General features: G+C 71.9%; 13 protein-coding genes. 5 read left to right on the top strand and 8 right to left on the bottom strand.

Annotated elements, in window-relative coordinates; all coding sequences use genetic code 11:
• Positions 1 to 39 precede the first annotated feature (39 nt).
• Positions 40 to 1,866, bottom strand: coding sequence for a glycoside hydrolase family 3 protein (locus tag ACIPYQ_RS14090; RefSeq protein ID WP_401250215.1), 1,827 nt, complete (start codon positions 1,864 to 1,866; stop codon positions 40 to 42).
• Positions 1,867 to 1,959: 93 nt separating this feature from the next.
• On the opposite strand from ACIPYQ_RS14090, the gene ACIPYQ_RS14085 reads away from it, so the two are divergent.
• Both ACIPYQ_RS14085 and ACIPYQ_RS14080 read left to right on the top strand, forming a co-directional pair.
• Complete coding sequence (locus ACIPYQ_RS14085; RefSeq protein WP_401250212.1) at positions 1,960 to 2,814, top strand: endonuclease/exonuclease/phosphatase family protein; 855 nt, start codon at positions 1,960 to 1,962, stop codon at positions 2,812 to 2,814.
• On the top strand, positions 2,811 to 3,422 hold the full coding sequence (locus tag ACIPYQ_RS14080; RefSeq protein WP_401250854.1) for a solute carrier family 23 protein: 612 nt from the start codon (positions 2,811 to 2,813) through the stop codon (positions 3,420 to 3,422). Before ACIPYQ_RS14085 ends, ACIPYQ_RS14080 begins: the two co-directional genes overlap by 4 nt.
• Here ACIPYQ_RS14080 and ACIPYQ_RS14075 read toward each other — a convergent pair.
• The 4 genes from ACIPYQ_RS14075 to ACIPYQ_RS14060 form a co-directional block, all read right to left on the bottom strand.
• Positions 3,310 to 4,032: a transcriptional regulator gene (locus ACIPYQ_RS14075; protein WP_401250210.1), complete on the bottom strand. Its 723-nt coding sequence runs from the start codon at positions 4,030 to 4,032 to the stop codon at positions 3,310 to 3,312. The genes ACIPYQ_RS14080 and ACIPYQ_RS14075 overlap by 113 nt on opposite strands.
• Before the next feature lie 145 nt (positions 4,033 to 4,177).
• Positions 4,178 to 4,987 (bottom strand): MBL fold metallo-hydrolase, encoded by an 810-nt coding sequence (locus ACIPYQ_RS14070; protein ID WP_401250207.1) that lies wholly within the window; start codon positions 4,985 to 4,987, stop codon positions 4,178 to 4,180.
• 138 nt (positions 4,988 to 5,125) lie between these two features.
• The gene (locus ACIPYQ_RS14065) at positions 5,126 to 6,646 is read right to left on the bottom strand and encodes an alpha/beta hydrolase (RefSeq protein WP_401250204.1); all 1,521 of its coding nucleotides are present in this window, start codon (positions 6,644 to 6,646) and stop codon (positions 5,126 to 5,128) included.
• Between the two features lie 97 nt (positions 6,647 to 6,743).
• Positions 6,744 to 7,685 carry an aldo/keto reductase family oxidoreductase gene (locus ACIPYQ_RS14060; protein WP_401250202.1) on the bottom strand — a complete coding sequence of 314 codons (942 nt, stop codon included), beginning with the start codon at positions 7,683 to 7,685 and terminating at the stop codon, positions 6,744 to 6,746.
• 85 nt (positions 7,686 to 7,770) lie between these two features.
• On the opposite strand from ACIPYQ_RS14060, the gene ACIPYQ_RS14055 reads away from it, so the two are divergent.
• The 3 genes from ACIPYQ_RS14055 to ACIPYQ_RS14045 all read left to right on the top strand — a co-directional run bounded on the left by ACIPYQ_RS14055 (position 7,771) and on the right by ACIPYQ_RS14045 (position 10,607).
• Positions 7,771 to 7,911 carry a hypothetical protein gene (locus ACIPYQ_RS14055; RefSeq protein ID WP_361769042.1) on the top strand — a complete coding sequence of 47 codons (141 nt, stop codon included), beginning with the start codon at positions 7,771 to 7,773 and terminating at the stop codon, positions 7,909 to 7,911.
• A gap of 193 nt (positions 7,912 to 8,104) precedes the next feature.
• Positions 8,105 to 9,610, top strand: coding sequence for a UDP-N-acetylmuramoyl-L-alanyl-D-glutamate--2,6-diaminopimelate ligase (locus ACIPYQ_RS14050; RefSeq protein ID WP_401250199.1), 1,506 nt, complete (start codon positions 8,105 to 8,107; stop codon positions 9,608 to 9,610).
• A gap of 25 nt (positions 9,611 to 9,635) precedes the next feature.
• Positions 9,636 to 10,607 (top strand): endonuclease/exonuclease/phosphatase family protein, encoded by a 972-nt coding sequence (locus ACIPYQ_RS14045; protein ID WP_401250197.1) that lies wholly within the window; start codon positions 9,636 to 9,638, stop codon positions 10,605 to 10,607.
• Here ACIPYQ_RS14045 and ACIPYQ_RS14040 read toward each other — a convergent pair.
• The 3 genes from ACIPYQ_RS14040 to ACIPYQ_RS14030 form a co-directional block, all read right to left on the bottom strand.
• Positions 10,591 to 12,099 (bottom strand): hypothetical protein, encoded by a 1,509-nt coding sequence (locus ACIPYQ_RS14040; RefSeq protein WP_401250195.1) that lies wholly within the window; start codon positions 12,097 to 12,099, stop codon positions 10,591 to 10,593. The genes ACIPYQ_RS14045 and ACIPYQ_RS14040 overlap by 17 nt on opposite strands.
• The gene (locus ACIPYQ_RS14035) at positions 12,092 to 15,859 is read right to left on the bottom strand and encodes a CDP-glycerol glycerophosphotransferase family protein (RefSeq protein ID WP_401250851.1); all 3,768 of its coding nucleotides are present in this window, start codon (positions 15,857 to 15,859) and stop codon (positions 12,092 to 12,094) included. The genes ACIPYQ_RS14040 and ACIPYQ_RS14035 overlap by 8 nt, the downstream gene beginning before the upstream one ends.
• 358 nt (positions 15,860 to 16,217) lie before the next feature.
• Positions 16,218 to 17,378: a hypothetical protein gene (locus tag ACIPYQ_RS14030; RefSeq protein WP_401250193.1), complete on the bottom strand. Its 1,161-nt coding sequence runs from the start codon at positions 17,376 to 17,378 to the stop codon at positions 16,218 to 16,220.
• Positions 17,379 to 17,587: the final 209 nt, after the last annotated feature.

Genomic DNA, 17,587 nt, shown 5'->3' with positions numbered 1-17,587 from the left:
CTTCCCGCAGCTTTCTCACACCGGACCTGTCCAGAACTATCAAATCCGGCGCCATTCGGCCCCAGTACCCACAAGTACGGATGGATATTGGATGCCGTGGCCGATCGGGAAGGCCGGTGGAACGGCCACCGGGAGGCGTCCTCGGGCGGCGGCCGCGCCGGCCAGAACCCGGGCTGCGGCCCGGAGTTCGGGGTCGGTCCACGAGTAAGTGGCCAGGCCGGCCGTCACGTCGGGAAGATGGACGACGTCATAAGGGTTGCGCAGGGCCACCGCGATGACGGGGACGCCGGTCGCGGTGAGCCGGTCGACCAGGGCGCGCTGGGCACTCCGCGCACCGAGGTTGTACGTGCACACCAGCACGGCGTCGTGGCCCCGGGCGGCGGCCGCGGTACGTGCGATGTCCCCGGGGGTGGGGGCGAGCCCGGTGGGGGCGGCGGTCGTGGTGAAGCCGAGCCGTGCGAGGGCCTCGGCGAGCACGGTGGTGGGCGGGGCGGCGCCGGCCGTCGGGGCGGCCGGGTCGGCGCCGGTGACCAGCAGGCGCGGGCGGGTGGCGGGTGAGAGCGGGAGCAGGCCGGACCGGTTGGTGAGCACGGTGGTGGTGCGTTCGGTGATCCGGTCCGCGGCCCCCAGGTGGGCCGGGTTCCCGACGACCGCGCCGACGACCGCGCCGGTGCCGGCGCCGAGGCCCCGGGCGGTTTCGAAGAGGCCGAGCGCCTGCTTGAGCCGCAGGATGCGCAGGACGGACCGGTCGATGCGCTCCTCGCCGAGTTCGCCGGCGCGGACGGCCCGGATGACCGCCTCATGGGCGCGGGGCAGGCTGGGCGGGTTGAGGAGCTGGTCGCAGCCGGCCCGCAGCGCGCGGACGGGGATCTCGTCGTCGCGGTACTTCCTTCGTACGCCGGCCATGCCGAGGGAGTCGGTGACGATCACGCCGCGGTGGCCCAGGCGTTCGCGGAGCAGGCCGGTGACGATGCGGTGGGACAGGGTGGCCGGGTCCCCGGAGGGGTCGAGGGCGGGGACGACGATGTGGGCGGTCATGACGGTTCCGACGCCGGCGGCGACGGCCGCCGCGAACGGGGGTTCGTCGAGGGCTTCCCACTGGGCGCGGGTGCGGTCCAGGACGGGCAGGCCGGTGTGGCTGTCCTCGGCGGTGTCGCCGTGGCCGGGGAAGTGCTTGGCGGTCGCCGCGACGCCGGCGTCCCGGTAGCCGCGGATCTGTGCGGCGACGAGCGCGGCGACGGCCTGCGGGTCGGAACCGAAGGAGCGCACGCCGATCACGGGGTTGGCGGGGTTGGTGTTGACGTCGGCGACGGGCGCGTAGTTCTGCCGGACGCCCATCGCGGCCAGTTCGGTGCCGGCGATCCGGGCGGCCGACCGGGCATCACCGGGCGTTCCGGCGGCGCCGAGTGCCATCGCGCCGGGCAGCAGGGCGGCCGGGTGTCCGATGCGGGCGACGGCGCCGTGCTCCTGGTCGGTGGAGATCAGTACCGGGACGGGGACGGGCTGCGCCAACGCCGCTTGCTGGATGCCGGCGGAGAGGGCGGCTACCTGGAGCGGGTCGCGGATGTTGCGGGTCCAGAAGTAGTAGGCGATCCCGCCGACGTGGTAGCGGGCGATCAGCTCGGCCGCGTCGGCGACGCCGTGCAGGCTCCGGTTGGCCCGCTGGTCCGCCGCGTCGGGGGCCGTCGCGCGGTGCCCGTGGACGCGTACGACGAAGAGCTGGCCGACCTTCTGGGCCAGGTCCATGGCGCCGAGCAGGGCGTGCGGTCCGGCCGCGGGGTCGGCGACGGCGCCGGTGGCCTCCGCCATCGTCAGCGCCGCGCCCGTCACGGCCGCGGACAGGAACGCCCGGCGCGAAGTCGTCATGGAGCGGACGGTAGCCATCCGCTTTCCCCGATCCGGCCGCGACGCGCAGGCACCGTCGTGAACGGAGCGCGTCGTGTCGGTTACCGTCGCCTCGTGAAGCCGACGCAGGGTGGCGCCCGGGCGCTGCCGGGTCCCCTTGTGGCCGCGGCACTACTGGTGACACTGACCTCGCCACCGGTCGGAGCCCGGGCCCGGGACCTCGGCGGCGAGATCCCGGTGCGCGTGGTCTCGTACAACATCCACGCGGGCATCGGCTCGGACGAGGTCTTCGACCTGGACCGGCAGGCGGCCGTCCTGCGCGCCCTGCACGCCGATGTGATCGGACTGCAGGAGGTGGACGTCCGCTGGGACGCCCGCAGCCGGTGGCTCGACACGGCGGAAGAGCTGGGCAGGCGTCTGGCGATGCACGTGTCGTTCGCCCCGATCTACCGCTTCGGCAGCCGCGAGTTCGGTGTGGCCGTCCTGTCCGGGCACCGCGTGCTGGCCTCGGAGAACCACTGGATCACCCGGCTCTCGACCCAGACCGCCACCGACCCGGCAGCCGCACCCACACCCGCTCCGGCTCCGGCTCCCGGCTTCGGCGAGGTCGTGCTGCGGGTACGGGGCGCACCGCTGCGCGTGTACGTCACCCACCTCGACCACCGCGCCGACCCCTCGGTGCGGACGGCGCAGGTCGCCGAGATGCGGCAGATCATGCGACGGGCCTCCGGGCCGAAGGTCCTCCTCGGGGACTTCAACGCACCGCACTCGGCGCCCGAACTGGGTCCCCTGTGGCGCGATGTGACGGATGCGGATCCCGGCGGACCGACCTATCCCGCCCGGAAGCCGGTGAAGCGGATCGACTACGTGGCCGTTTCGGCGGGAGTGCGCGTCCACGGGGCGCACGTCGCCGACACCCTCGCCTCCGACCACCGCCCCGTCGTCGCCGACCTGCGGCTGCGCCGCTGACGCCGGCGGCGGGCCTCTCCCGCCAGGAGCTCGTCCACCTCGTCAACGCGGACCTCCTGACCTGCGGCGTGGCCTCGATCATCCAGGCCCTCGGCGTCCGGAAGGTCGGCGCCCGGCTGCCCCTGGTCCAGGGCGTCACCTTCACCGCGGTCTCGCCGATGATCGCCATAGGCACGGGGGCGGGCGGCGGCTGGCTCGTGCGCATGTCCGAGGTCATGAGCCGGTACGTGGTCGTCGCGGCCGGCGTGTTCATGGTCGTGCTGGGGCTGTTGCCGAAGGCGGGCAGCCTCGTCGCCTCGATCCCCCGCCATCACGCTGATCCTGCTCTTCAACGTCTTCACGCGCCGCACCACTTCGGAGATCGACCGGGACGGCATCGGGGAAGTGGACCCGGCGGAAGGGCGGTTCGGGGCCCGCCCCGCCCACTGAGGCGGCGCCCGCGGGGCCGGGAGGGGCGGGCGCTCTCCCCGGCCCGTCGCCGCCCGGCGCAACCCGTCAGCGCCCGCCCAGCGGGAACGGCGACGCCTCGCCCTCCTCGCCGATCAACTCCCAGAAGTGGTCGACGAGTCGGCGCAGGTAGGCCGCGCGCTCCGCCGCGATCTCCTTGAGCCGGGCGTCGTCGTTGCGCGCGACCAGGTGCCCCATGTACCGCTCCGAGAACCGCGAGAACTCCTGGTGCATCGTGCGCAGCGCGTCCCCCACGCTGGTCGCGTCCACCACGACGATCTCCGCCACCGCTTCCACCTGCGTCCTCCACCGCCCGGTGACGGCCGCCCTCAGGAGCTCCGTCAGCTCGTCCACCCGGCCCATGATCCCGATGAGCTTGCGCAAGGACAGGCCCAGGGCGTCCACGAGCGCCCTGGTCTGCCAGGCGTCGCCGCGCCAGTGCTGCGCCGCTTCCGCCTCGCGGTATTCGGTCGGGTCCATGCCTATGCGGTACGCCAGCCGCTCCACGGTGAGCCGGCTGGCCAGCCGGTGCTCGGCGAGGGTGCGCGGTTCGATGCCCATCAGCGCCGTCGCGTCACACCACAGGACGTCGGCCAGGGCGAAGAGTTGCCGGTCGGTCGGGACCTCGAAGCCCTGCTCCCAGGCCAGGACCAGCTGGGGGTGGACGGGCGTGCCGCAGGTCGCCATGAAGTGGGCCACCTGGGTCGGGGACAGGCCCATGCGGGCCCGTGCGGACCTGGCCTCGGTCGGGGAGAACGGAGTGCTGTGCACAGACGCGACACCTCGCAGCATCCTCGGACGCGAGGCGTGCGAGGGGAGGACGGATCGATGGATGAACACCAAGCGCGGGCACAGTAACAGATGTTCAGCTGATGTTCAGCGGGGTGTAACCGTCCATCCCCCTGTGATTCAAAGGCTATTCCACCCCTCCGGGTTCGAAGTTGGCGAGCATCTGCTCCAGCGCGGCCTGGTCCGGTCCCGAGAACGGATCGAGGCCGGGCAGCGCGGCGAGGGTGTCGATGAACTGCGTGGTCTGACCCACCGCCGGCGGCAGGTGCGTGCACAGGATGGTCTGCGGGTCCATGGCCCGCAGCGGCTCCACGGTGGACAGGAACCGGTCCGGATCCACCACGTGGACCCAAGGGCTGTCCACGCTCGCCCACAGCCGCTGGGACGCCCTCAGGTCCTCGGCCGGCAGCGCCCCGACGTCGGTGCTCAACGCGAGGTCCGCGGAGGGCATCGGCCCGCCGAAGCAGTCGGAGGTGAAGCAGGTCCGCGAACGGTCCTCGTAGAAGCCCACGGTGGCCGGGTTGTCGAACAGCGGCGGCCGGAACGCGTGCAGCGTCCGGTCGCCCACGTCCAGGCTCTGGCCGGGATTGAGGAAGTACAGCCGGTCCAGGGGCAGCGGCCGCTCGGTGGACATGATCCCGGCGGCCAGGAAGGTGGTGACCACCCGCGCCCGGGGAGCGGCTTCGAGCAGGGCGAAGAGCCCGCCCGTGTGGTCGCGGTCGGGGTGGGTCAGCCAGATCCACCGCACGTCGGCCGGGTCGAGCACCGAACCGAGGGTGTCGACGAAGTCCCGGTCGGGCAGACCGAGGCCGGTGTCGACGACCACCGGCTGCTCGGCGTGCAGGACGAAGGCGTTGACCGGGAGGAAGCCGATGCCCGGGACCTCCAGGCAATCCGCGAGAACGGTGATGTCGGGTCCCAGCTTGTGCGTGCTCATGGCGGTCTCCACCCCCCTGCGCGGTTCGGGCTCTCCCTCCATCGTGGCGCCGCCGGGCGGCGACCGCGCGCGGGAGGCGGTCGCCGTGCGGGGGGCAGTGGCCGCGCGGGAGGCGGTCGCCGCGCCGGGGCGCCGTCCTCAGTTCGCGCAGTCCGTGTCCCGGGCCGGACGCCTGCCGGTGGTGAGGAACTCCGTGACGGCCCGGTTTCCGCACGCGTTGCCGTTGCCGAGGTAGAGCCCGTGGCCGCCCTGCTCGACGGTGACCAGACGGGCCCGGTCGCCCAGCGCCTCCCGCATCTTCAGCGCTCCGAAGAGCGGGGTCGCCGGATCCTTGCGGCTCTGCAGCATCAGGATGTTGGACGGCCCGTCGTCGGTGATCCGGGTCGGCTTCTGCGCCGGGGCGTCCTTCCAGAAGGAACAGGGCAGCACGTTCGCCGGCATGCCGGCCGTCAGCGGGTGGCGGGCGCGGTCCGCGTCGACCGCGCGCTGGTACGAGGCCGTCGGCACGTCCGGCCACGCCACGTCGTTGCAGATGACGGCGACCATGAGCGCGGCGTCCGGGTCCGGGATGGGCTGGGCGAGATCGCGCGGGAGGACGGGCTGCTTAGCCGGGTCCCCGGCCTCCTTGACGAGCCGGGCGAAGGCCGCGAAGGCGGAGTCGCTGTAGAGGGCGTTCTGGAGGGCCTGGCGCAGACCGTTGCCGGTCAGGGGCACGCCCGGAGTGGTCGATTCCCTGGGCGCACGGTCCAGCGAGGCCGCGAGCGAGACGACGAGCGGCTCGACCTCCTCCGGCCGCCCGGCCAGTCGCAGGCCGTCCCCGTCCCGGTCGGGGTGGGCGGCCCAGGCCGCGAAGTCGGGGAAGCGGTCGGCGGCGCCCTGCGACATGTTCGCCAGCCAGCCGCGGGCGACCCGCCTCGGGTCGGGGTCGCCGCTGCTGTCGAGGACCCAGCGGTCGGTGCGCTGCGGGTACTTCTGCGCGTACACGGCTCCCACGTAGGCCCCGTACGAGGTGCCCCAGGCGGAGAGCCTGCGCTCGCCGAGCGCCTCGCGGAAGCGGTCCATGTCGCGGACCTGGTTGGCGGTGGTGAAGCTGCGCAGCTCGGGGCCGCCGTTACGGGCGCAGGCCTCGGCGATGCGCCGGGAGCGGGCGACGTTCTCGGTGATCTCCCCGTTCGGGCCCGGCCAGGACCGCAGGCTGGTGAGGTACCGGTCCTCGGGGGCGAGGCCGCAGGTCGCGGTGGTGCTGGCGCCCACACCGCGCGGATCGAAGGCGACGAGGTCGTACGCGCCGCCGAGTTCCCGGCGGAGGGCGTCGCCCTTCGTCTTCAGGCGCTGGACGCCGGATCCGCCCGGACCGCCGGGGAGCACGACGAGCGTGCCGCGCCGGGCCTCGGGGCGGTCGCTGCGGATGCGGGAGACCGCGACGGTGAGCTGCCGGCCGTCGGGGTCGTCATAGTCGAGCGGGACGGGCAGCTCGGCGCACTCCTGGCCGGCGGGCACGTCCGGACCGGCGCAGGTGTGCCAACGCAGCTGCGGGGCGGCCGTCGTGGGCCGGGCGACCGCCGGTGCGGCGGCCGCGGCGGTCACGGTGGTCGAACCGGCGGCCACGGAGGCCGCGGCGAGGGCGAGGAGCAGGGCCTTCTTCGGGTAAGTCGTCATGGCGCAAGCCTTGTTGATCTCTCCCGGCGGTCCCATCCAGCAGACCGGTCGACTCCCGGTGGGGCTAACCCCCGTGCCGACCGGCCGGGTTGCCGGATCAGGGCAGCGGGACTCCGCGGGCCGTGATCCAGAGCTCGTACCACTCCTCGTGCGTGAGGTCGGGCTCCCGTACGGCCGCGTCGCGGCAGGCACGGATCCGGTCGGGGCGGGCTGAGCCGATGACGGGCGCGATCCCCGCGGGGTGCCGGATCAGCCACCACAGCAGGACCGCCTCGGGCGTCGTGTCCTTGCGCCGGGCCAGCTCGGCCAGCAGCTCCGCGGTGGCCCGCTCGGCCGGCGTCCGCTCGCGGCCGGTGAACCGGCCCTGCGCCAGCGCACCCCACGCCTGGAGGCGGATGCCGTGGTCGCGGCAGTGTTCCAGCGTGCCGAACGGGAAGCCGTTGGCCGCGGACTCCGGCGTGTTGAGCAGCACGCCGGCCTCGACCCAGTCACGGCTGTGCAGGCTCATCTCCAGCTGGTTGGCCACCAGCGGGACGTCGAGGCGCGCCTGGAGGTGGGCGATCTGCGCGGCGCCCATGTTGGACACGCCGAAGCGCCGTACGAGTCCCTGCCGGTGCAGGGACGTCAGCGCCGACGCGATGGAGTCCACGTCCGCCAGCGGATCGGGACGGTGCAGCAGGAGGACGTCGATCACGTCGGTGCGCAGCCGGGTCAGGCTCTCCTCCACCCGCCGCGTGATGCTCTCCCCGCGGAGGTCGTAGATCCCCGGGCGGTCCGCGTCGCCGAGCCGGATCCCGCACTTGGTCTGGAGCGTGATCCGGTCGCGCAGCCCCGGCGTGCGGGCGAGCACCTCGCCGAAGACGGCCTCGGCCTTCCCGTGCCGGTAGATGTCGGCGTGGTCGAAGGTGGTGATCCCGCTCTCCAGGGCGGCGGAGACGGCCGCCTCGGCGGCATCGATGTCGCCGGGCCCGTACGCACCGGGCTCCCAGCTCCCGCCGAGACCCATGCACCCGTACAGCACCCGCTCTTCGCCACTCATGTCCACAGCCTCGTTCGTCACCAGGCCACCCTAGGGGGTGCCCGACGTGGGCTTCGCGCCGCCCGATCGGCCGTACACTCGGGCCATGGGTCGCACGGGTTCGACGAGGCAGTGCCCGCAGCGGGCCGCCTCCGGACTGCGCCCGGCCGCCGTCGCCCCCGCCGCCGCCCTGGCTGACGTCGGGGCGCCCGAGACCCGTCGGGTCGCCCTGCACGGCCACGGCTAGCGCCTTCCTCCTCCCGGCGCGCCGCTGCTCCACGCAGTGGCCGGGCTCTCCTGCCGGGCCACCTTCTCGTCCTCCTCTCGCGGGACGATCGCCCGCCCGCTCCACGTCACCACCGCAGCTTCCCGGCATTCCGCCGGCGCTGCCGCCTGGCTACGGCCGCACGCCCGGGCCGAGCCCCCTCGAAGGGATCATCGTGAAGCTGAGCGATTTGCTGGCCGGGCAGGAGCACCACGTACTCCGGGGTGACCCGGAGACGACGTCGATCACCGCGGGAACCACGTTCGACGCGGACCGGGTGATGCCCGGCTCGCTGTTCATCGCCGTGCCCGGGCACCGGGAGGGCGGACCGGAGTCCGTGTCGCCCGCACTCGCCCGCGGAGCGGCCGCGGTACTCGTCGACGGCCGGGAGCCGGCTCTTCCGGCGTCGGTGTGGCCGCCGGGTGCCTGCGCCGTGCGCGTGCCCGACACCCGGAGGGCGGCCGCGGTCGTGGCCTCGCGGTACTTCGGCGAGCCCGGGCGGCGGATGGACATGGTGGCGATCACCGGTACCAACGGCAAGACGTCCGTGTCGTACATGGTCGAGTCCGCGCTGCGGATCTCCGAGGGCGCGAAGGTGGGGGTCATCGGGACCGCCGGCAGCCGCATCGGCGACGAGCCGATTCCGATGCCGCGTTCGGTGCTGACCACTCCGGAGTCGCCGGACCTGCAGTACCTGCTGGGGTACATGCGCGACCGCGGCGCCGGCAGCGTGGTGCTGGAGGCCACCTCGATGGCCCTGCTGACGCACCGGGTCGACCGCACCTTCATCGACGTGGGCGTCTTCACCAATCTGACGCAGGACCATCTGGACGACCACGGCACGATGGCGAACTACCGCGACGCCAAACTCCGGCTGTTCCAGGGCCTGTGCCGGCACGCCGTGGTCAATGCCGACGATCCCGTGGGCGCCGGGATCCGGTCGATGATGCCCGGGGCGGTGACCACGTACGCGATCGACACCCCGGCGGACTACCGGGCCACCGGCCTCGCCGTGAGTGCTTCCGGCACGCGGTTCACCCTCCACCACGGCGGGCGCGCGTATCCGGCGTCGATCCCCGTTCCGGGGAAGTTCTCGGTGGCCAACGCGCTGGCCACCGTGGCCGCCTGTCACGTCCTGGGCCACGACCTGGGCGCCCTGGTCGACGCACTCGGCGGGATGCCTCCCGTACCGGGCCGGTTCGAACGCTTCCGGACCCCGATCGGCACCTCCGTGATCGTGGACTACGCCCACTCGCCGGATTCCCTGGACAAGGTCCTGACCACCATCCGCGGCTTCGCACGCGGCCGGGTCGTCACCGTCTTCGGCTGCGGCGGGGACCGCGACACCACCAAGCGGGCCGACATGGGGAGGATCGCCGGAACCCACTCCGACCTCTGTGTCCTCACCTCGGACAACCCCCGCAACGAAGACCCCGAGGCCATCCTGGACCAGGTCGCCCCGGGCCTCGTGGCGACCGGCACCCCCTTCGAGCGCTTCGCCGACCGCCGCCGGGCCATCGGGTTCGCCCTGTCGGCCGCGGGTCCCGAGGACGTGGTCCTGATCGCCGGAAAGGGCAGCGAGCCCTACCAGATCGTGGGCGAGGCACTGCTCCCCTTCAGCGACATGTCCACGGTCCGCGAACTCTCCGCGGCCCAGATCCCGGGCCGATGCACGGTCTGACCGGCGGATACCCAATGATGTCCGCATGGAGAGACACAAGGAGACCGGGCGGTGGCCGTCCGGCCGCCGGTTCGGCCGCGCGGCGGCGACCCTGAGCCTGCTGACCTCGGTGGTGGCGTGCACGTCCGTGCAGGCTCCGGCCTCGGTCGCGGGCGCCGGGAGCGGGGACGAGGTCTCGGTCGCGACCTGGAACATGTGCGGGGTGCGGCAGTGGAGCTGTGAGGAGACCGGCAGCCCGAAGGACAAGTTCCAGCAGCTGCGCGACCTGGTCGGCGAATCCGGCGTACGCGTCCTGCTCCTGCAGGAGGTGTGCTCGGAGGACCTGCTGTCCTCGGCCGTGCGCCTGGGCCCGGAGTGGCACTCCGTCTTCGAGCCGTACGCCGATGTGGACGCGGCGGGTCGGCGCACCGCCGTCGAGTGCACCGGGGAGGGGCGCGGCCGGGCCGGCTACGGTCTGCTGGCCGCCTCCCGGCTCACCGATGTGGAGCTGGTCCCGACCGAGCAGCCGACGGTGGGACTGCACCGCGGGATCCTGTGCGCGCGGGTCCCGGCCCAGGGGCTGCGGGTGTGCAACGCGCACCTGTCGCTGCGGGAGAGCGACGACGAGCACCCCGACTGGGACTTCCGCGACGACCAGCTGAGCTCGCTGGTCGCCACCGCGGCGACCGACGCCCGTACGGTCTTCGGCGGCGACTTCAACGCCCCGCCGCCGGTGGGCAGCCGGAACACCTCCGCCTGGATCTGGCCGTCGGAGGCCTACACCACGTACCGCGAGTGCGGCCAGAAGGGCGACTCCCGGAAGGGCCAGGCCACCCACAAGGACGGCACGAAGATCGACTACCTCTTCACGCAGCTGCCCCGCTCCGGCTGCGAGGTGGTGGACACCAAGGCCTCCGACCACCGGGCCCTGGTGATGCGGGTGAACCGTCCGGCCGAGGCTCCGTCGGCCACTCCCTCCGCTCCCTCCGCCGATCCCGGCGTCAGTAGCGCGAGTTGAAGTAGTTTCCCTGCTGGGTGGGCACGGTGTAGGAGTTCAGCGTGGTGAAGGGGACGGCCGTCCACGGAGAGGCGTTGCCCACGGCGTCGACCGCGATGGCCTCGACGAAGTGGTCGCCCTCGTTCCAGGCCCAGCCCGACTCCCAGATCCAGCTGCCGTCGGACCGCACGTCGCAGGTGCCGAGGCTCACGCCGCCCTCCTGGAAGTCCACGCGTACGGCGCCGGGGGCGTAGCCCGCGAATCCGACGGCGGGGCCCTGCACCTGCTGGTGGGCGGCCGGGGCCGTCACCGAGAGCGTGAGGGGCTGGGCCGGCCTCGGCAGCGGCGGAGGCGCCGGTACGTACTCGGGCAGGGGCTCGGACGCGTGCTCCACGGCGGTGAAGACCACCTCGGTGCGCTCGGTCTGGTAGTTGTTCGCGTCCGCGCCGAAGAGCCTGACGACGTGTCTGCCCTTGGCCCACGGGCTGGTGCGCTCCCAGGCCCACGTGCCGTCGGCGGCGACGGGTGCGGCGCCCTGGTACTTGCCGTCCTGCCAGAAGCTGACCCGTACGGCGCCCTGGGCGGTGCCCGTGAAGCGGACGGTGTTGGCGGGGACCCGCTCCTCCGGCGCCGGCGACAGCACCACCGGCTTGGGGAAGGAGTCGCCCCGCACCTGCGAGGTCTGCGTCAGGTACGCGTCGATCGCCGAGGTGTCGCGCTCCGGCTGCTCGAAACCGTTGCGGACCATGCCGAACCGGGGGGTGATCCCGTCGACGAGGAGGTTCAGCAGCCCCATGATCGTCGGGAGGTTGCGCAGCGTGACCTTCCCGTGGTCGGTGATGAGGGAGGAGTCGTTGTAGACGAAGTTGAAGTTCTCCCGCCCCTGGAACAGCCCGAGGAACGGTTCCACCTGCCGCTTGTACTGCTCGTCCTGCGGCGACGTGATCAGGTAGATGTTGGCCGCGTGGTTGGCGCCGCTGCGCACCAGGTCCGGGAGGACCGAGTCGAGGGTGCGCACGTTCTGCTCCGTCACCTCGCCCATCATCACCTTGGCCGCGCCGGGTATGCCCTCCTTGACGTACGTCCCGATCAGGAACTGGGGCACGCTGGCCACGATGTTCCTGAAGCCGTACTTGAGGCCGAAGAACAGGGCCGCGCTGCCTCCCTTGGAGCTGCCGAACATGGTGACTTCGTCCGGCGAGAGGGACAGCGCGTTCATGACGCGCGAGATGAGCCCGGCGACGGACTGCTCCAGGGAGAAGTCCATCCCCTTGCACAGGTAGTAGGTGTTCGCGCCGTCGAAGAGGTCGCGGACCCACAGGATGTTCGACCGGACCTTGTCGAGCACTCCGTTCGACCAGCCGTACTCGCCCGGCGCGGTGAAGTTCGCGAAGACCACGACCAGGTGGCGGTTGCCGTTCCTCGCGTGGGAGAACCGGTACTCGATGGGCACCGCCCCGGCGGTGTCCACGCCGGTGAAGACGCGACGCGCGTTCTGGGCTGCCTTAGACATGCTCGGAATCCATTCTTCTCACCGGCTGGCGCGGCACCTGGCCGAGGGTGCCTCCGTTCCAGGGACCCGGCCGGCCCGGCTGGCCTGCCTGGCCCTGTGCCCGGCCGCCCGCCGCGCCGACGGCCGGTGCCTGGGCCCGCGCGGGGTCGAGGTCCCCTCCGGCGATCAGGATGCGGTCGGTCAGCCTGGCCGAGGCGTAGCCGTCGTCCAGATCGCAGAACTCCTGCTGGAACCAGCGGTAGCGGGCGGCGTAGCCGTGCTGGATGCGGTCGATGTTGCGGATCGCCCCGATCAGTTCGGGGGAGCTGAAGAGCAGCGGACCGGGCGCGGACTGCTCGAAGTCGAAGTAGAAGCCGCGCAGGGTGTCCCGGTAGTGGTCCAGGTCGTAGGTGAAGAAGAGGATGGGCCGCCCGGTGTTGACGAAGTCGAACATCAGGGAGGAGTAGTCCGTGATCATCACGTCGGTGATGAGGGAGAGGTCCGCCATGTCCGGGTAGTCGGACACGTCGTAGACGAAGCCGTCGCCGGCGCCGGGCACCGGGTCCACCACGTTGGGGTGGCGCCGCACGAGCAGGACGTGGTCGTGGCCCAGCTGGGCCTTGGCATCGTCGAGCTCTATGCGGAAGTCGAGCTTGTACTTGCCGGGTGCGTAGAACTGGTCGTCGCGCCAGGTCGGCGCGTACATGATGACCTTCTTGCCCGGCGGGAGGCCGATGCGGCGGCGCACTTCCGCCGCCCGCCGGCCGGAGTCCGCCCGGCGCAGGACGTCGTTGCGCGGATAGCCGCTCTCGACCATCTCGCCCGGGAACTGGAAGGCCCGCTTGAGGATCGGGGTGCTGAAGCTGTTCGGGGACACCAGCATGTCCCAGTTCTGCACCTCCTTCTCCACGCGTTCCAGGTAGCGCTTGTCCGCGAAGTGCACGGCCTCGATGTCGTGCCCGATGCGCTTGAGCGGGGTGCCGTGCCAGGTCTGTACGACGACCTGGCCGTCACGCTTCTGGAACCAGTCGGGCAGGTGGTTGTTGGCGACGATGTACCGGGCCCGTCCCATGGCCTCGTACCAGTCGGGGGACCACATGCGCACGGGTCGTGCGGTGGGCGGAACGGCGACCTGGTCGTCGCGCACCACCCACAGGTGCTCGAGGTCCACGCCACGGCGGACCATCTCCTCGTGCAGCGCACGGGGGCTGTCGGAGTACTGGGTCCCCTTGAAGGCGTCGAACAGCACCGCCTGCGTCACCGGCTTGCGGCGGGCCTCCGGGTACGTCTTGGTGCGCATCAGCTTCTGCCGGTACGGACCGCGGGCCTCGTCCGGCATGGCCGAGTGGACCAGGAGCGAGAGCCGGTCGTAGGCCTCGGCCTGGAGCTCGTAGCGCCGCTCGTTGCTGGTCATCTCGCTGGGGAAGGCGGGGATCAGCTCCTGCGTCATCTTGACCATGAGGTCGTTGGAGCGGTCCTCCGCGCTGACGGCGGACGGGTCCTGGCGGCGCAGGAAGAAGTCCCAGCGGCCGGCGGCCAGCGGGACCTGTCCGGCCAGGGAGTGCATCGCCGCGGGCGTGACGACGAAGCGGAACTCCTCGCCGTACCAGGTGATCGGGACCACGCGCTCCGCGCCGTGGGCCCTGGAGCGTACGACGATGTGCGCCGCGGCGTACTCGGAGGCGTCGAGCCTGTCCTGTCCGGCGTAGCCGACGGCCACCTCCAGGGAGCCGTCCTCGCGCCAGGTGGCGGACTTGGCCAGCGGCAGGGTGTCCCGCTCGAACAGCACCACGTAGCCGGAGCCGTTGCGGTGCACGAAGACCTCGCGGTCCGCGCGCTCGGTCTGCAGCCCGGCCGGAATCCGGTAGTGGCCGTCGGTGGCGTCCTCCGCCATGACGGGGTAGATGGCCGCCTTGCGTCCCTCGACGTGCAGGGTCGTCTTCCAGCCGTTCGCGCCGGTGTTCCAGGACTCCGGGACCCCGTCGGAGGAATGGGTGCGGTGACCTGGGACGAGGGCCTTGACCGGGATGCGGGTGACGAAGGTGAACCACCCCTCGCCACCCGGCTGGAAGTGGACCCACGCGTCGTGCCGGCCGGCGCCGCCCATGCTGGTGACCCGGAACTTGCCCCACTCGGGGAGCTTGGGGCCGAGGTAGACGCCTCGGAGCTCGAGGTGGTCGCCGGCGATCCGGTGCCGGGTGATGCGGCAACGCACCCTCTCCACGCGGAGCTTGAGCTTGCCCTGCATGAAGAGCGGTATGACACGGGTGTTCTTCTCCACGTACTGGTAGGGCGGGTTGGCCGCACTGCCCGCGCCGCCCCTGGCTATGCCCTTGTAGCGGAACAGCCCGCGGCTGAGCACGCCGGCCGCCACGTCCCAGGTGCCTTCGGTCCACTCGCCCTTGCGCTTGAGGCGGGAGACGTCGAAGCGGACCTGGAATCCGGACCAGTCGTAGCAGTAGCGACTCTGCTGGGAGTACTCGGTGGCCTGCGGGTAGTAGGTCGTCTTCGCCTTGGCGACGACCACCCTGCCCTGCTTCTTGTTCCGCAGGGCGATCGCCTTCATCGACATGTGCCGCTTGTGCACGTTGATGAAGCGGACGTACGCCGACCCTTCGAGGGTCAGGTGCCCGGAGTCGTCCCAGCGCGCGGACGACAGCGACCCGTGCAGCGAGAGTTCCTTGTCCAGCCGGTAGGCGCTCTTGTCTATTCCGACCGAACGGTCGCCGAGGTAGGGGTAGTTGAGGTAGCGGTGGAAGCGCCTCTGAACGGGCAGGGGGCCGCCCTTGCGCTCGAACTCGACGACGTCGAGCAGCTCTTTGAGCCGGCCCTCGCGCACCAGGAGCCACTTGACGCGGGCGTCGGCGGGCAGTTCGTGGATGATGTCGGCGTCGGCCTCGTCCAGGAACTCGTTGGCCCACCGCATGAAGGCGTCGCGGTACTCCTCGTCGGCGTCCGGGAGCACCTTCAGGTGCAGCATCAAGTCCGACTTCAGGCAGGCGAGATCGTACTTGCGCTTGTGGTCGGAGTAGGACCGCGCACGGTGTCCGGCGAGGAAGCGGCTGACCGACTGCACCGCGGCGACACGGTCCCGGAGGTTGCTGAACTCGGTGTGCCGCTGGGTGATGGAGGGCGCGGCGCCGCCCTCGCGCCGGCGCCAGAAGTAGACGATGTCCGTGAGGATGTCGACCTTGGCGGCCCGGAAGTGGGCGAACATGTTGACCCAGGAGTCCTCGTACATCACGCCCTCGGGGAACGCGATGTAGTGGTAGTCCCAGAAGGACCGCCGGAACACCTTGTTCCACACCGTGCGGTCGTAGATGAGGTCCGGCAGCTTGGTGATGTGCGTACCGCGCTTGCTGCTCCGCATGGGCGCCTTGTGCAGCGGGGACTGCCACCTCTTGGTGGAGTTCATCATCTGCACGTTGCCCGAGACGAAGTCGGAGCCGGAGGCTTCGAGGGTCCGCACGAGCAACTCGTAGGCGTACTCGGGGATCACGTCGTCGCCGTCGACGAACGCGAGGAAATCCGCCTGGGGGTGGGCTGCGCGGATGCCGACGTTCCTGGCGTGGCCCGGTCCCATCGGCTCCTGCCGCAGCAGCCGGAACCGCGGGTCCCGGCGGGCGAAGTCCGCGGCGATCGCGGTCGAGGAGTCGGTCGAGCCGTCGTCGACCATGATCACTTCAAGGTCGCGGAACGTCTGCCTGGCTATCGACTCGAGACACTCCTCGAGATAGATCTCGACGTCCTGAAAGGGCACGACGACGCTCAGGCGGGGCATACCTGCCACTCAGAGAACTCCTTGGTAGACACACTTCTCACAGTGCGCCGGGAATCGCCGCGACGCGCCGCCAGACCCGCCCCTGAATCTGGTCACCACCGCTCCCCGCACACTCGACGCCTCCCCCAACCCCCGGCCCGCACACTTATACGAGCCTCACAGGGTGTGCGCAGCGTAGGGCAACTGCGCAACGGCGAGCAACTATTCACAAGGGCGCAAGCCCCCCGAAGGTTCACGCCTGCGAATGAGTGATGTCCGGCACGGGAGTCCGGACGCACGAACTCCCCTCCGGTTCGGGGTGACCCACGAAGGGACGGACCGTCACCAGTCGGAACACCCGCACGCCCGGTGAGCTAGGTCACCCCACGCGGCACCAGGAGCCGAAGGCGAGGCCCGCGTCCATGAGGTCCTGCCGGGCGACGCACAGCCCTCCGTCGGTGTCGATCATCGCGATCGTGACCGCGCCGCGGGCGTCGAGCGCGATGGCCGGGAGCCCGGCGCAGCGCTCCCCCACAGGGGCCCACCAAGCGCCGTATTGCTCACCCTCCGTGGGATAAGCGGCGATCTCAGGACATCCCCCGGCGCCCCGCTGCAGCAGGACGGTGCAGTCGTAGCCGTTGATGCGCGCACGGACGACGCCCACCGGGCCGGCACCACCCGCCCCGCCCAGCGGCATCAGCGCGCGGGGCGCGCCGGCGGGGACCAGGGGGCGGTAGGCGACGACGCTGCCGTCCGCCGGGTGGCGCCAGAAGTAGGTACCCCTGCCGGGGCCCGTCTCGTAGGCGCTGTACGTCCCTTCGACGACATCGGCCTCCATGCGCCCGAGCCACCTGAAGCCGCTCCCCGGACCGTCCTGGCCCCAGTACGCCGCGCCGCCGCGGAAGGGCGCGAGGAACTCGGCCCGCCCCTGGGCGGTGACGAGGGGCGCGACCGAGCCTCGCACCCATTTGCCTTGATAATCAGCCCAATCATCCCATTTACCGTCGGCATGGCGGGTCCGGCCCCGTACGCCGACCCCGAACCGGGTGGCGACGACGTGGAGCGATCCGGAGCCGTCGGGCACCACCATCGGGTCCCCCGGCGGGGGCTGGGACTCCGCCTCCCCCTCCGGCTCGGGGAAGGGATTGCCCACCGCACGCCAGTCGCTGAGCGGGCGTCCGGTCTGGTACTGGGCGGCGATGACGAACTCGCGGCCGCCCGGCGCCCCGTCCCGGTGACGGGTGCCGGCGAACCAGACGAACCCGCCGGAATCCTGGGCCAGGGTGAACCGGCCCGCCCAGCCCTCCACGGGGAAGAGGTCGGGACCCTGCCAGAGGTCCGAGCCGGGCGCCGACTCGGTCCAGCGCACCAGGCCCTCGGAACAGCTCGCGTAGGCGGTCAGCCGGCCGTCCCGCCCGAGGCGGAGCCACCCCCGGGCCGCGAGTCCGCCGTCGGCCGCCGCGGCTATCTCGGAGCCCGGAACCGCGGGCGTGGCGGAGGTGACGCCCCGGCCCGTTTCCGCACGTTCGCGTCGCGCCATGCCCTGCCCACTCCTGCCCGTTCTCGCCTGTTTTGCCCGACCTGGCCCGGCGGGCCGTGGGACAACTTACGGCAGGGCGCCGACCGATCGCCGCCAGGGGCGGACGTCCGGGACGGCCCCGGCCCGGTGCAATCTAGCCTGCCCGCGCCGTCACCACGGAGGCGGACCCATCGATTCCGCGGCCGGCGCACCGCCCCGGGACCCGATCA

Source organism: Streptomyces sp. NPDC090045, assembly GCF_044747975.1.
Classification (GTDB): domain Bacteria; phylum Actinomycetota; class Actinomycetes; order Streptomycetales; family Streptomycetaceae; genus Streptomyces.
This window is presented reverse-complemented; position numbering and strand designations above follow the sequence as displayed.